The organism is Streptomyces sp. NPDC057565 (genome assembly GCF_042801455.1).
Classification (GTDB): Bacteria; Actinomycetota; Actinomycetes; order Streptomycetales; family Streptomycetaceae; genus Streptomyces; species Streptomyces yanii.
The window spans coordinates 273,195-286,295 of sequence record NZ_JBHVFU010000007.1; the positions used below are offsets into that span (position 1 = coordinate 273,195).

The following is a 13,101-nucleotide window of genomic DNA, read 5'->3' on the forward strand; positions in this document are numbered from 1 at the left end:
CGGGCGTGGACGGCTCCTGACCCGCAGCAGGTCGAGGTCATCGGACGGAGCGGCAGCCCTGCGAGACCGGCAACGACATCGCGGCAGGTCGTGATCGACGATGCCGCAGACGACAGGGCGTCATCTGCCGAACGATCTCGGACCCGCCTGCGCACGATCTGACGTGGCGCGTGCCTGCGGGCGGGGGACCTCAACGGCGGGCGCCGCCGACCGTGAACGCCGCGCAGAGCAGCACCGGTGCCGCGGCGAGGGCGAAGCATGCCGCGAGCGGCAGGTGCCCCAGCATCGGACCGACCACGGCTGTTCCGCCCGAGGACCCGGCATTGACCGCGGTGTTGACCCACGCGCCGGCCTGCGTACGGCTGCCCGCGTCGACGGACTCGTCCGCGATCAGATACGCCGTGGTCAGGGCCGGGGCGACGAACAGCCCGGCGACGGCGACCGTGCCGACCAGCACGTACACGTTCGGCGACAGTCCGGTCGCGAGCAGGGAAAGCCCCAGGGCGACGGCAAGTGCCGCCAGCCGCAGCCGACTCGACGCGCGCCACGAGACGGCGCCGTAGGCCAGGCCGCCGACCGCGCTCCCTGCGGAGAGCGCCGCCAGCACCCAGGCCACGGCCGCATCCTGGCCGTGCCGGTCGGCGAAGGCCACCACCAGCAGGTCCAGCGCCCCCAGGCACAGCCCGACACCGGCCGCGACCGCCGCCGCGTGCCGCAACCCGGCCACGCCGAACAGCCGTTTCCTGGACGGTGCCGCAGAAAGTGGCTTCGTCCTCGGCCGGCGGACGCCCGTATCGCGCAGTGCCGGAGACGCCACCAGGGTCGATGTCCCGACCAGCACCAGCGCGGCACTGACCGCCACACCGGCCGCGGGTTCGGCGAACTTCACCAGCAGACCCACCAGCAACGGTCCGGTGACGAAGAGGAGTTCCTCGGCCACACCGTCCAGGCTGTAGGCGCGCCGGAGCAGTTCCCGGTCGGGCACGAGGCCTTTCCACAGGGTCCGCATCACGGGTCCCAGGGGTGGTGTGCAGGCGCCGGCGGTCACGGCCAAGGCTCCCAGCCGGACCCCCGACGCACCGGGCTGCCAGGTGACGTGGGCCAGGACCGAGAGGAGCAGCGCATATGCGATGGCCATCGGCGGCAGTGCGCGTCGTGGCCCGTACCGGTCGATCAGCGCGGCACGGGCGGGGGAGAGGAAGACGCTGGTCGCCCCGAACAGGGCCATGACGGCGCCCGCCACGGAGTACGAGCCGGTGGCGTCCTTGACCGCCAGCATCAGGGAGAGGGAGATCATCCCGTACGACAGCCGACCCAGCAGCGCGGCGCCGAAGGTGCGGGAGGCATGACGGGTACGCAGGACCGTTGCGTACGAGGGAGCGCGAGAGGGCGTGGGCGAAGGCGAAAGCATGAGGATCGTTCCTCGGGAAGGCAGCGCGGACCTGGCGCGCTGTGTGCGTCACGGGACACCGGAGTGCCGCACCCGGAGTGACGGGCGCGGTCAGTACGGGGTCCTACGCACAGAGGAGGAACATGCGAGCAATCCTAAGGCCCCTCGTGGCGGGCTTTGCCCCGTCGCGCCGCCCAGCACGCACGCTCCTTCCGGGCAAGCATTGCCGGTCGCGGCGCCAACAGGAGGCCGGCGAGCGGCACATGGCTCGGCCGACGTCCGCCGTGCGGCCGTTGCACCGGCTCATCCGGCGCTCGAACCGAACCCGTGCCGCTCCGCCCACGAGGTGAGTGCCATGGCGATCGCCTCCGACTGGTCCTCCGGCGCCAGGTGACCGGCCGGACCGCAGTGCACGGTCTCCAGGCTCGCGATGTTCGCCGCGCACCACGTCGCCATCTTGGCGCGGATCCTGGATCACCATGCTCAGGCGGCGCGGCGGGCGTCAGGCGGACCGTCCGCCTGACGCACTCTCCAGGATCTCCTCGGCGGTCCGTCGCAGCCGGGGCAGGAACCGGCCGACCTCCGCGCCGCGGCGCAGGAGGTCGCCGGTGGACGTGATGCCGAGATCGGCGACTGCGGCGCGGAAGGCCGGCATGCGCGCGGTGTGCAGCCCGGGCGCGTCCGCGGCCAGGACGGTGTGGCAGCGGGCGAAGGTCGCGATGATCCAGAAGACCGCTTCACGGTGGTCGCCCCGGTCGACGAGCAGCCGGCTTCCGTCGACGGCGATCGGCCGTGCCTGCGCGGTGAGGTCGCTGCTGAAGAAGAACGGCGTCCTGGCGACCGCGGCCGCGGCATCGAAGGTGCGGGTCAGTTCGGTCAGGTGCTGCCGGACAGTGGGGACGGAGAGCCGGGCGCAGCCCAGGAGTTCCAGGAGTTCCGAGTAGAAGGACGGGTGCCCGTACTCGGTCAGTACCTCGCGGGCGGCGAGATAGCGCAGTCGGACGGTGGGATTGCGCAGTGCGGCGACCAGCAGGACGTGGGTGGTCACCCCGGTGGGGAACAGCCAGCCGGTCACCTGCTCGTGGAACGGTAGGGAGGTGTCGAACGCGGCGAGCCGGGACTCGATGCGGTGGAGGGCGTCCTCGCACCGGCGGCGGACCCACGGCCGTTCCGCGAACCGTGGTGAGACGGCTGTGTGCAGGGCGCGCAGCCGGCCGGTGGGGTCGGCGATGACCGTGTCGTGACGGAAGCTGCCCGCCAGGTGGTACGAGGCGAGGACCGCGTCCGCCGAGGAGAGATCCGCCCAGGCCACATAGGTGACCTCCAGCAGGGCGCCCCGGAAGCGGAGCTTGCCGGGTTTGACCGGCGGTTCGTCCCCGGCGAGGACGACGACGATGTCGACATCGGAGGACGGTGGCAGTTCGGCGTCGTTCGGCAGTCCGACGGTGGATCCGCTGAAGTACGCACCGCGGAAGTCGGGTTCGGGGCGGGCGTGCTCGGCGACCCATCGGGTCGCGGCGGATCGTGCCGCTCCGACTTTCACCACGGTCCTCCTCGACGGCGTCCGGTTGCCGGGAGCAGTCAACACGGCCGGCAGGGGCGTTGTCGGTGTCTGCTGGTATCTATGGGTACATGAAGACCGAACATGCCCACCCCGCGGAACTGGCCGCACTTCGCGCAGCCTTCGAGACCGGGGACCCCCTCGGCTGGGACCGGGTGCGTGCCTTCGAGGCGGAGCACGGCATCGTCCTGCCGGAGCCGTACCGCACCTTCGTCGCGGAGATCTCCGACGGTTCGTACGTGGGGCCGCCGGACTACGGCCTCGTACCGCTGGCCGAGATACCGGACGACGGAAGGGAGGCAGAGGACGAGCGGTGCCTGGCCGAGCCGTTCCCGTTGACGGAGGCATGGGTGTGGGAGGACGACGACCGCCCGGAGGAGGAGCTCGAACCGCTCCTCGACCAGGTCTTCGGTCATGGCTCGATCGTCCTGGGCACCGATGGCTGCGGCATGGACTGGCACCTCGTCGTCACCGGACCCCATCGCGGTCATGTCTGGCACATCACCGGTGAGGGGGCCCTGCCGTTCGGTGCCGAGTTCGGCTTCACCACCGGTGAACCGGGATTCGCGGGATGGGTCGCGCACTGGGCCGCGAACAAGCCGTGGTTCGACGCTCCGGAGGACGAGTCCGGCGCTGCGTAGAGCAGGTGTCAGGTCGCGGCGGGCTGTTCCTGTTCCGCGATGCGCCGCTTGGCCTCGGCCCAGCTGACCGGCAGATGCTCGACCGGAGCCTCCCAGAACGTGAACGTCGAGCTCCGCATGGTCGGGCGCAGCCCGGTCATGATGCCGCGATGCGGTTCGGTCCGGGCGTACGCGTAGAGGGCGTCACGGCTCTCCCATGCGGAGAGGGTGAAGAAGGTGCGCTTCGTGGGCTGGGCGATGAGGGACGCGCCGAAGGCTCCGGGCGCGGACCGCACCTGACGCCATGCGGAGAGCGACTTCAGGAAGAAGCGCGGTACATCCTTGAGGGAGCGCACCTCGAAGCGGGAGGCCATGACGACGACCTGGCCGTGGTGCGGGGCGGGGTGGGGAGTCACCCAGGGCAGAGTGGGCATCGCACGTCTCACCTTCACGGTTGGGTAGTGGCACTATCCAACTTGGATAGTACTACTACCCAATGCCGTATCGAGGCGAGACGGGAGTCGCGTGCGGCGCCGGACCGGGGGGAGGGGCGAGGCGCGCGGTGGGGTCCGCGGCCCCGGGGGGCGCCGAGATGGCCACGGCGCTCGGTCGGCCGGGCGTGACATGCGGACGGGCGGTGCGGCGCGGAATCGCGCCACACCGCCCGTACCGGCGTCTGCTGCGTCTCTGCCCGGTCAGCGTCCTGCCTGCAGCGCCGCCCAGGTGCCGCTGCCGACGATCCCGTCGACCGTCAGCCCGTGGCCGCTCTGATAGGTGCGTACCGCCGTCACCGTTTCCGGACCGAAGCTCCCGTCGGCGTCCACGGTCGCGCCGAGCGCCGCGGTCAGCGAGCGCTGGAGCCGCTTCACGTCCGCACCCGAGACCCCCTGCTTGAGCGTCGGCACGGTCCCGGCCGACAGCAGCGCCGTCCAGGTGCTCCCGCCGACGATGCCGTCGGCGCGCAGTCCACGGGCCGTCTGGAATTTCTTGACCGCGGCCAGTGTGGCCGGGCCGAAGCTTCCGTCCACTGCGCCCGCGTCGAAGCCCTGCGCGGTCAGCAGCTTCTGCACCGCCGTGACCTGGGCGCCCGTCGATCCGCTCTGCTGGGTGGCGTACGAGGCGAAGGTCAGCCCGTCACTGCTGCTGCCGCCGCTGTCGTCGCCCCCGACGTAGCGCATGTAGCGGGCCCAGTCCCAGTGCGGGCCCGGGTCGGTGTGGTCATTGCCCGCTGCCTCGCTGTGGCCGATGATGTGCGCCCGGTCCTTCGGGATGCCGTACCTGTCGCACAGGGCGCTGGTCAGGGCGGCCGAGGAGCGGTACATCGTGTCCGTGAACCAGGACGGGTCGTCGATGAACCCCTCGTGCTCGATGCCGAGCGCCGAGGCGTTCAAGCCCCGGGCGTGGTACGCGGTGTCGCTGTTGCGGACCATCTGAGTGATCTGTCCGTCGGAGGATCGGATCACGTAATGGGCGCTCACCTCGGCCGTGGGGTCCTGGAACCAGTTGATCGAGCCCGAGTACGACCCCTGCGTGACATGGATGATCACCTTGCTGATCGGCGTCGACCGGCCCTGGGTGAAGTTGTTCGGGTCGGCCGGGACCCACAGCGCCGACGGGTAGTCGGGGCTCTGGGTGCGTACCTCGCTGTCGGAGAAGGTGCCCTTCTCCGGGGCGACCGGGCGGGCGGTCACCGAGATCCGCTCGCCGCCGGGGACGGTGGTGGCGATCCCTTTCTTGAGGAACGTGTAGACGGCGTCGGCGTAGAGGGCGGCGGCGCGGCCCGTCGTGCCGCTGTACTGCGCCACGGCCGGGTACCAGGCGTCGATGTCGTCGCGGTCGTCGCCGTCGAGGCCGATGCGGTCCGCGTACGCGCGCAGCACGGCCGCGCCGCCGAGGATGTTGGCCGCGGTGTCCTGACGGAGCTTCGACAGCGGCGTGCCGGTGAGTGCGGCCGCCTTTTCCAGTGTGTGGTTCCCGGGGTTGCTGACCAGGTGCATCACGCCGTACCCGTTCGCCTGACTGGGGCGCCCGGCGTGGCCGTCGAGGTGCGTCTCGCTGTAGCCGACGGCGGCGAGCAGATCGCGCGGTACGTCGAACTCCCGTGCCGCCTGCGCGAACGCCTGGTTCATGGAGTGGCGGGCGGAGACCGGAGGGGGTGCGGCGAAGACCGGCGTGCCGGTCGCGGCGAGCGCGGTGGCGGTGAGGGCCGCCAGCACGGATGCGCGGCCCCTCGTGTGGGCTGCGACGCGTCTGGGCATACCTGCTCCTGCTGTGTGGGGGAGAAAGAACGGCCCCCGGACCCGAGTGGGGTGGGTCGAGGGCCGCGAAGCGGACTCAGGCTATCTATGCGTCCAGGGCATGACAATCATTTACCTGCGTGTCGAACTCCCTTTCACTCCAACAGGGTTGACCAGTACGCAGCAAGCCGCCCGGCGACCGTGCAACCGGTCACCGGGCGGATTGACTTGGCGTCAGATATGCGTCACGCCTCGCTCCCGCTCGGCGACGAGCTGCAGCGTGACATCGATGATCACGTCTTCCTGACCGCCGACATACCCTGCCTCGCTCACCTTTCGCAGGATCTCGTGCGCCGGGACGCCGTACCGCTCGCCGGCCTATTCCGCATGCAGCAGGAAGCTGGGGTACACCCCGGCGTACCCCTGCGTGACCGCCGCCCGGTCGGTGTATGGCAGCCGCGGGATGAACGGCCGGGCGACCTCCTCGGCGGCGGTCGGCACCTGCTGGGTGTCCCCCGGTGGGTACGCCCATCTGCTCCGGCACCGGCACCACGATCTCCGTCGGCGCATTGCCCGCGCCCGGCGCGCGCAGGGTGCCGTCGATCTGCCGGGCCCCCGCCTCGTACACCGCAAGGGAGTTCGCCACGCCACGGCGCCGCCCGCGCCGGTGTCCCCGATCCGGGGGTCGATGATCTCCAGGGCGGGCAGCACGTACGCGATGTCGACGGAGCCGAACCGGCTTGAGCCCCTGAGGAGTTCGGTGTCGACGGGCGGCTGGGTGAATCCGTTCCGCCGCGGCCGGTCGAATTCGTCGGTACGGCGATCGAGTTCGGCCGGCCGCGTGCCGCTGCCGTTCACGAATCGCATGATCTGGTGCCGGACGGTGTGTCGCCCCTCGTGCGACAGCGGGAAGGGTCTTCAGGGCTGTCCCGTCAATCCCTGGCGGAACTGCGCGCGGCGTCGGACGCGGTGTATCGCAAGGCGGCGGAGCGTCCTCGTACTGGGCTTCGGGCGTTCCGACGACGCGGCGAGCCGTAGCTGTCGTCGTGCGCCCTCCAGGGATGACGGGACAGCCCCTGGGTCAGACGCTACGGGAGAGCTCATCGGCGGCGGCCAGCATGCCGGTGACCGAGGCGCGCGCCACCTCTTCCCGGGTGGTGATCAGATTGACGCACAGCTGCATCGCCGGATCGGCCGAACGCAGCGGCACGGCCACCCCGAAGGCGCCCGGCTCCACCCGGCCGAACGTCATGGCGTACCCGCGCTCGCGCACCTCGGCGAGTTCGGCCGAATCGTCCGGCGACGGCGCCCGGAACGAGGCCAGCGCCAGACCGGCCGCGCCGACCCCGATCGGGTTGCGGCTGCCGACCCGGTAGGAGAGGTGGTAGTCCACCGACTGCGGCTCCACCACCGCCACCGCCACCGCGTCGTCACCCTCCGCGGCGATCAGCGCGACCGTGGCCCTCAGCTCGTCGGCGGTCCGCCGCAGCACCGGCAGCGACGCCTCCCGGATCCCGGCCGCATAGCCACGCGCCAGCGCGGCGGTGCCGGACCCCGCCCGGTAGCGGCCGTCCGCGCCCCGGAACACCAGCCGGAACTCCGCCAGGGTGGTCAGGATGCGGTACGCGACAGTGCGATGCACGCCCAGGCGGTCCGCCACGTCCTGCACCGCGAGCCCGTGCGGCGTCCCGGCCACCAGCCCGAGCGTGGTCAGACCCCGGGCCAGGGTCTGGGACGCGGGGGTGCGGGAGGAGGTCCTGTCGGGAACCGGCTTGTCGCTCACCCGGCAATCCTAGGGCGCGGGGTCGGCCGTTCCCGGTTCCTACCAGCGGTCTCGGTGGATGACGTCGGCCACCGGGCGCCGCCGCACCGGCCCGAAGTTGCCCTGCGGCCACCCCACCGGAATCGCGGCGAAGGTCTGCATGTCCTCCGGGATGCCGAGGGCTTCCTTCCACTCCTGCTCCAGCATCAGATGCCAGATGGTGATGTTCGCCGCGAGCCCCAGCCCTCGCGCGGCCAACAGGATGTTCTGCACACCCGGGTAGACGCAGGAACCCTCCGCGAGCGCCTGGAACCGGGTCTGTGTGTTCATCATGTGCTCGGTCCCCGCCGGACCGAGCGCCTGCGCGTAGGCCACCAGTCCCTCCTCCTCGATCCGCGGCTCCGGGAACCGGTAACAGGGGACGATCAGCGCGGGCGTATCGGCGAAGTGGTCACGCTGGTACTCGATCGCGGCGACCATCCGCCCGTAGGCGGCGTCGTCCATGCCCTTCGGCGCGTACTTCCCGGTGGTCGCCAGATAGGCGTCCACACACCGCTTCCACAGCGGCGCCAGACGGGCCATCACCTCCCGATCCGTCACCACCACGTACTCGTAACACTGCATGTTGCCGCCGCTGGGAGCCCAGACGGCCGCCTGTACGAGCTGCTCCAGCGTCTCCTCCGGCACGGGATCCGACTTGAGGCGGCGCATGGCGCGCATGGTGGACATCGTTGCGAAGAGGGCGGGTCCGTCGGTCGCGGACTCGGCGGTCTGAACCGTTTCGATGGTCATGATCGCGGAGTGTACGGGCGAAGCTCCCGCAGGGGGAGGCCCGTTGGCCGGGGGCATCCGGCTCCCGTCCGTGCGGAGCCGAGGGATCTCACCGTCGTCAACGACGCCGCCACCTGCGCGCCCCGCGCCGTCGGCTCGGCAGCGGCCGCGTCCACGAGCGCGGAGACATCCTTCTGCTCGGCGGAGAAATGCCCGACGACCACCATCCTGGACCCAGCGACATCCAACGGCGCGGCAGGCCCGACAGCTCCCGCCGCTCGTGCACGTCGGCGGGCCGGTGATCCCGTCCGTGCTTCCGGCACATGCCCACACCGGTACCCGGGGCGTGCCGGGAGCAGGCCGGTTACGCCGTCGGGATCCATACGCGCATGGCTCCGGCCCCCCGGTTCGCCCACACCGCGTACGGCACGGCGGTCAGCTCACCGGCCGTCACCACGGTGACGCCGCCCAGCAGTTCGGGGCGGTGCTCGGCCCTGAGCGGGGTGTTCCGGTCGAGGGCCACCGCGTCCAGGCGTCGGGTCTGGTCGGCGGACTCCAGGCAGTACACGAGGGGCCCGCGCTCGATCGCGACGCAGCCGCGCACCGCGTCGACGCGCGGGTCGGGGCGGGTCAGCCGCGGTTCCATCGGCAGATCGAGCACGATGGCCTCGCCCGGCTGCCAGTCGCGGCGCACCCGCAGCCAGCCCGCCTCGGCAGCGACGGGTGCACCGTCCAGAGTGGCGCCGGAACACCAGGCGGGGATGCGCAGGGAGAGCGTCCAGGTGCCGGGCCGGACGGCGGTCACGGCGATGCGCCCGTCCCACGGGTAGCCGGTCCGCACCGACACGGGCCCGTACGTCCCCGTCGCGTACTGGTGCAGCTGTACGCCCTCCCGGCCGGCGTCGGTGCTCGCGACGTAGTGCGGGAGCGAGGCCAGCAGTCGCATCACGTTCGGTGGGCAGCAGGCGCACCGGAACCAAGAGGTGCGGCGAGCGGACTGGTCGTCGCGGTGGCCCTCGTACCCCTCGCGGACCTGGAGCGGGTTGACATACAGCCAGCTGTCCCCGTCGAGCCCCGCCCCGGCGAGGAATCCGTTGAAGAGCGTGCGCTCGATCAGATCCGAGTAGCGGGCCTCGCCGGTGAGCAGCGCCAGCCGCCAGCTCCACTGGATGGATGCGATGGCGGCGCACGTCTCGGCGTACGCGCGGTCCGGCGGCAGTTCGTACGGGTCGCCGAACGACTCCAGCTCGTGCCGGGCGCCGAGCCCGCCCGTGAGGTACGTCTTCGTCGCGACCATGGCGTCCCACAGCCGCACGGACGCGTCCCGCAGGCCGCGGTCGCCGGTCTCCGCGGCGAGATCGGTGGCACCCGCCAGGAGGTAGAGCTGGCGGACCGCGTGCCCGGTGACGGTCTCGGCCTCGCGTACCGGGGTGTGATCCTGCCAGTAGGCGGACCCGGGGAAGCTCTTCTCGCCGTCGCCGAGGAGTCCGTGCCCGCGCCGCTCCACGAAGTACGAGGCGAGTTCCAGCCAGCGCCGTTCGCCGGTCTCCCGGTGGAGTTCGACGAGCGCGGTCTCGATCCCGGGGTGCCCGCAGACACCGTCGACGCGCCGGTCCGTACCGAAGACGGAGTCGATGTGGGCGGCGAACCTCTCAGCAATGGCGAGGAGTTCGCGGCCGCCCGTGGAACGGTGATGGGCCACGGCCGCCTGGATGAGGTGCCCGGCGCAGTAGAGCTCATGGCCCCAGTCCAGCTCCTGCCACCGCAGCCCGGGGCGGGCGACCTGGTAGTACGTCTGCAGATAGCCGTCCGGGTCCTGGGCCGCGCCGAGCAGCGCGGTCAGCCGGTCCACGTCGGAGGCGAGCCGGCCGTCTCCCGCCGCGTCGGGGTCGGCCAGTTGCCAGGACGCCGCCTCCAGCCACTTGTGGACGTCGGAGTCCTGGAACGGGAAGTCCCCGGTGAAGTCGCCGCCCCCGGTCGCGGCCGCGCGCAGGTTCCCCAGGTTTCCGGCCTCTTCGAGCCTGCGGGGCCCCTGCGGGATGCTCACCTCCGCGTTGGTACGGCGACGGGCGGCCCAGAAGCCGCCGCTGATCCGGGCAGGGGAGACGGGATGCAGCACGGTGTGCGCGGTGCTGCTCGGTCGTATCGGTCCGGCGCTCATGGGCGGGGACGATAGCGATACGACCGGTCGAACAGAGGGGGGCCGCCCGTCGACCGGTCAGCCCCCTCCGGCTTTACGCGATCACTTCGGTGCGTTCACGTCCACGCGCACGACCTGCGGGTCGTGGTCGCTCGCCTGGTCGGCGAACTCCGCGTTGATGTGCACCACGTCGTAGTCGAAGCGGAGCACGCCGGGGCTGGTCAGGATGTGGTCCAGCGTCTGCGAGTTGCCCTCGTACACATAGCTGTACTGCTCGCCCGCCGGCAGCGTGGTGATCAGCGGCTTGAGCACCTGGCCGTCGGTCAGCGCGTCCATCGTCGGCGAGAACGCGAAGTCGTTGAGGTCCCCGAGGGTGATGACCTGCGCCGACTTGTCGGCCGCCAGCAGCGACTTGACGAAGGTGTTGACCTCCGTCGCCTGCTTGACACGCTTCGTCTCCGAGCTGCGCTTCGGCTCCTGGTAGCGGCCGTGCAGGGGCTGGTCGCCGCCCTTGGAGGCGAAGTGGTTGCCGATGACGAACACCGTCTTCCCGTGGAAGCGGAACTCGCCGACCAGGGGCTTGCGGCTGTCCGCCCACGCGTCGTTGGTCGGGGCGATGCGGCCGGGCGACGCCGACAGAGTGACGCCCTGCTTCGTCCTGACGGCGGTCACAGGGGTGGTCGCATCGCCGCCCGCACGGTCCACGAAGTCGACGCGCTCGGGGTTGAAGAGGAAGACGTTACGAATGTTGCCACCGGGCTCGCCGCCGTCCTTGCCGTCCACGGGGGCGATGTAGCGCCATGCGTACTGCGGACCGCCCGCCGCGACGATCGCGTCGGTGAACCGCTTGAGCGTCGCCTCGGAGCCGACGGTGCCGTCGTTCACGGCACCGTTGTCGTCCTGGATCTCCTCCAGCGACACGATGTCGGGGGAGGAGAGGTTGACCGCGACGCCCGCGGCGAGCGTGTCGAACTTGGCCTGCTCGTCGAGCGCGTCCAGGTTCTCCACGTTGTACGTGGCGACCGCGAGCTCCTTGTCCCGCTGCTTCCGGGTGACCTCGCGCTGCAGGTGGTGATCGGTGACCGTGCCCAGTTCGGTCGCCTGGAGGTTGTAGCCGCCGAAGGAGGCGTAGTCCATGACACCGGTGGTGGTGCCGGACAGCTCATCGCCCACGTTCGCGACGGGGAAGGGGCGGGTGGTGTCCAGCGACATCACCTTGATGCGACCGGTGTTCTGGTCGGTGTACGAGGAGTAGAGCGTGCCGCCGCGCCGCGTCGGGTTCTCGTTCGGCTTGACCGTCACCCAGACCTCGTCGTACGCGGTCGTCGCACCCGTGACCCGGGTGTCGGCGATCTGTACGCGGGAGCCTTCGAGCGACTCGTACAGGTCGAGGGCGTACGTCGACGGGTCGAGTGCCAGCGAGTCGACCGAACCGCCACCTGCCGAGGGGACGTAGGCGTCGGGCACGGACGCCGCGTCGAGCACCACCGGCGCGGGCAGCGCGTTGCCCGACGACAGGACCGTGACCCTGGGGGCGGTGATCTCGGTGATCGACTGGGTGGTGGCCGACGGGTAGTACTCGTCCACCTTGCCGCTGACCAGCACGGAGTCGCCCACGGCGACGGACGGTGCGGTGGAGCCGGTGTAGACGAAGACACCTTCGCTGGTGCGGGCGTCCGCGTCCGGCGTGGCGTCCTGGATCCAGAAGCCGCGCGAACCGGTGGTCCGCACGCCGGTGACGATGCCGGGGACCCCGGTCACCGACTGGCCGTTCAGCGGCGAGACGCGGGTGGTGCCCTGGATGTCGTGCACCCGGACGGTGCCGGGCTCGGTCGGGTTCCCGGGGTCGCCGGGCCCTGATCCGCCGGACGTCTCACCGGCCGCGTTGACCGGTGTCGGGGCGCCCGCGGACAGGTCTGCGGCGTTGTTGTCGGTGTCGGCGAGGGACGTACCGCGCGCCACGGAGGCGGTGGCGGAGGCACCCGTAGCCGGGCCACTGCCCTCCCGCACGACCGCGGAGCCGTAGCCGACGAGGTCCACGATGCGCGTGTCGGCGGCGCAGTCGGCCGCGGTCTTGCAGGTCAGCGGGGTGGTTCCGGAGACGAGGGCGACGGTGCCGCTGGTCGCGGACATCGCCACGGTGCCGGTCGCGTCCGGCGTGGGCAGGGCGACGGTGCCGCCGGTGCCCGCGGCCTGGGCGACCAGGTAGCGGCCGCCGGGCGCGACGGACCCGGTCAGCGCGGAGACCTGCCAGAGCGAACCTGCGGACGGCGTGCCGGGCAGGTACTGGACGCTGAAGCCCGAGAGGTCGTACGCGGCCGAGCCGGCATTGGCCAGTTCGACGAAGTCGCGGGTGAGCGTCGCACCCGAGTTGCCCCCGCCCCCGTACACCTCGGAGATCACGGCGGTCGAGGACGGGGCCGCGAAAGCGGCAGGCAGCGCGGTCGCCGAGAGGGTCACGGCGACCGCGCCGGCCAGCAGGATGGAACGAGGTCTGGATATGTGCACGGTGAGCTGCCCCTCAAAGTGTGATGAGGGGCCACAAGCTATGCGCGTAGACCTTGCTGTGACAAGGCATCAGAGGTTAATTCCGGAAAACGCTCCGACGACCCCCGGGTCC

The 13,101-nt window shown here is 71.3% G+C and carries 12 protein-coding genes; 1 reads left to right on the forward strand and 11 read right to left on the reverse strand.

What is annotated here, in order from left to right; translation table 11 throughout:
- Positions 1–190: 190 nt before the first annotated feature.
- The 3 genes from ACFU8W_RS17720 to ACFU8W_RS17730 all read right to left on the reverse strand — a co-directional run bounded on the left by ACFU8W_RS17720 (position 191) and on the right by ACFU8W_RS17730 (position 2,933).
- On the reverse strand, positions 191–1,411 hold the full coding sequence (locus ACFU8W_RS17720) for an MFS transporter (protein ID WP_384037679.1): 1,221 nt from the start codon (positions 1,409–1,411) through the stop codon (positions 191–193).
- Positions 1,412–1,693: 282 nt separating this feature from the next.
- A complete protein-coding gene (locus ACFU8W_RS17725) occupies positions 1,694–1,846 on the reverse strand; it encodes a hypothetical protein (protein WP_384037682.1) in 153 nt (50 codons plus the stop codon).
- 46 nt (positions 1,847–1,892) lie between these two features.
- Complete coding sequence (locus tag ACFU8W_RS17730) at positions 1,893–2,933, reverse strand: hypothetical protein (protein WP_384037831.1); 1,041 nt, start codon at positions 2,931–2,933, stop codon at positions 1,893–1,895.
- 89 nt (positions 2,934–3,022) lie between these two features.
- Here ACFU8W_RS17730 and ACFU8W_RS17735 point away from each other — a divergent pair, with 89 nt between their 5' ends.
- Positions 3,023–3,592 (forward strand): SMI1/KNR4 family protein, encoded by a 570-nt coding sequence (locus tag ACFU8W_RS17735; protein ID WP_384037685.1) that lies wholly within the window; start codon positions 3,023–3,025, stop codon positions 3,590–3,592.
- Between the two features lie 8 nt (positions 3,593–3,600).
- Here the strand turns inward: ACFU8W_RS17735 and ACFU8W_RS17740 are convergent, their stop codons facing one another.
- From ACFU8W_RS17740 to ACFU8W_RS17775, 8 genes are all read right to left on the reverse strand, one after another.
- Positions 3,601–4,005: a DUF3291 domain-containing protein gene (locus ACFU8W_RS17740; RefSeq protein WP_384037687.1), complete on the reverse strand. Its 405-nt coding sequence runs from the start codon at positions 4,003–4,005 to the stop codon at positions 3,601–3,603.
- 261 nt (positions 4,006–4,266) lie between these two features.
- Complete coding sequence (locus tag ACFU8W_RS17745) at positions 4,267–5,829, reverse strand: peptidoglycan-binding protein (protein ID WP_384037690.1); 1,563 nt, start codon at positions 5,827–5,829, stop codon at positions 4,267–4,269.
- 213 nt (positions 5,830–6,042) lie between these two features.
- On the reverse strand, positions 6,043–6,141 hold the full coding sequence (locus ACFU8W_RS17750) for a hypothetical protein (protein ID WP_384037693.1): 99 nt from the start codon (positions 6,139–6,141) through the stop codon (positions 6,043–6,045).
- Between the two features lie 45 nt (positions 6,142–6,186).
- On the reverse strand, positions 6,187–6,666 hold the full coding sequence (locus ACFU8W_RS17755) for a hypothetical protein (protein ID WP_384037696.1): 480 nt from the start codon (positions 6,664–6,666) through the stop codon (positions 6,187–6,189).
- Between the two features lie 223 nt (positions 6,667–6,889).
- Positions 6,890–7,591, reverse strand: a complete 702-nt coding sequence (locus ACFU8W_RS17760; RefSeq protein ID WP_384037698.1) for an IclR family transcriptional regulator — start codon at positions 7,589–7,591, stop codon at positions 6,890–6,892.
- 39 nt (positions 7,592–7,630) lie between these two features.
- Positions 7,631–8,362 carry a nitroreductase family protein gene (locus tag ACFU8W_RS17765; RefSeq protein WP_384037701.1) on the reverse strand — a complete coding sequence of 244 codons (732 nt, stop codon included), beginning with the start codon at positions 8,360–8,362 and terminating at the stop codon, positions 7,631–7,633.
- Between the two features lie 343 nt (positions 8,363–8,705).
- Complete coding sequence (locus ACFU8W_RS17770) at positions 8,706–10,502, reverse strand: glycoside hydrolase family 127 protein (RefSeq protein WP_384037704.1); 1,797 nt, start codon at positions 10,500–10,502, stop codon at positions 8,706–8,708.
- Positions 10,503–10,583: 81 nt separating this feature from the next.
- On the reverse strand, positions 10,584–12,989 hold the full coding sequence (locus tag ACFU8W_RS17775) for an endonuclease/exonuclease/phosphatase family protein (RefSeq protein WP_384037706.1): 2,406 nt from the start codon (positions 12,987–12,989) through the stop codon (positions 10,584–10,586).
- Between the last annotated feature and the right edge of the window lie 112 nt (positions 12,990–13,101).

Coding starts and splice junctions, on each gene's coding strand:
- ACFU8W_RS17765 (WP_384037701.1), bottom strand. CDS start 8,362: ATGACCATCGAAACGGTTCAGACCGCCGAGTCCGCGACCGACGGACCC.
- ACFU8W_RS17745 (WP_384037690.1), bottom strand. CDS start 5,829: ATGCCCAGACGCGTCGCAGCCCACACGAGGGGCCGCGCATCCGTGCTG.
- ACFU8W_RS17770 (WP_384037704.1), bottom strand. CDS start 10,502: ATGAGCGCCGGACCGATACGACCGAGCAGCACCGCGCACACCGTGCTG.
- ACFU8W_RS17740 (WP_384037687.1), bottom strand. CDS start 4,005: ATGCCCACTCTGCCCTGGGTGACTCCCCACCCCGCCCCGCACCACGGC.
- ACFU8W_RS17725 (WP_384037682.1), bottom strand. CDS start 1,846: ATGGCGACGTGGTGCGCGGCGAACATCGCGAGCCTGGAGACCGTGCAC.
- ACFU8W_RS17720 (WP_384037679.1), bottom strand. CDS start 1,411: ATGCTTTCGCCTTCGCCCACGCCCTCTCGCGCTCCCTCGTACGCAACG.
- ACFU8W_RS17735 (WP_384037685.1), top strand. CDS start 3,023: ATGAAGACCGAACATGCCCACCCCGCGGAACTGGCCGCACTTCGCGCA.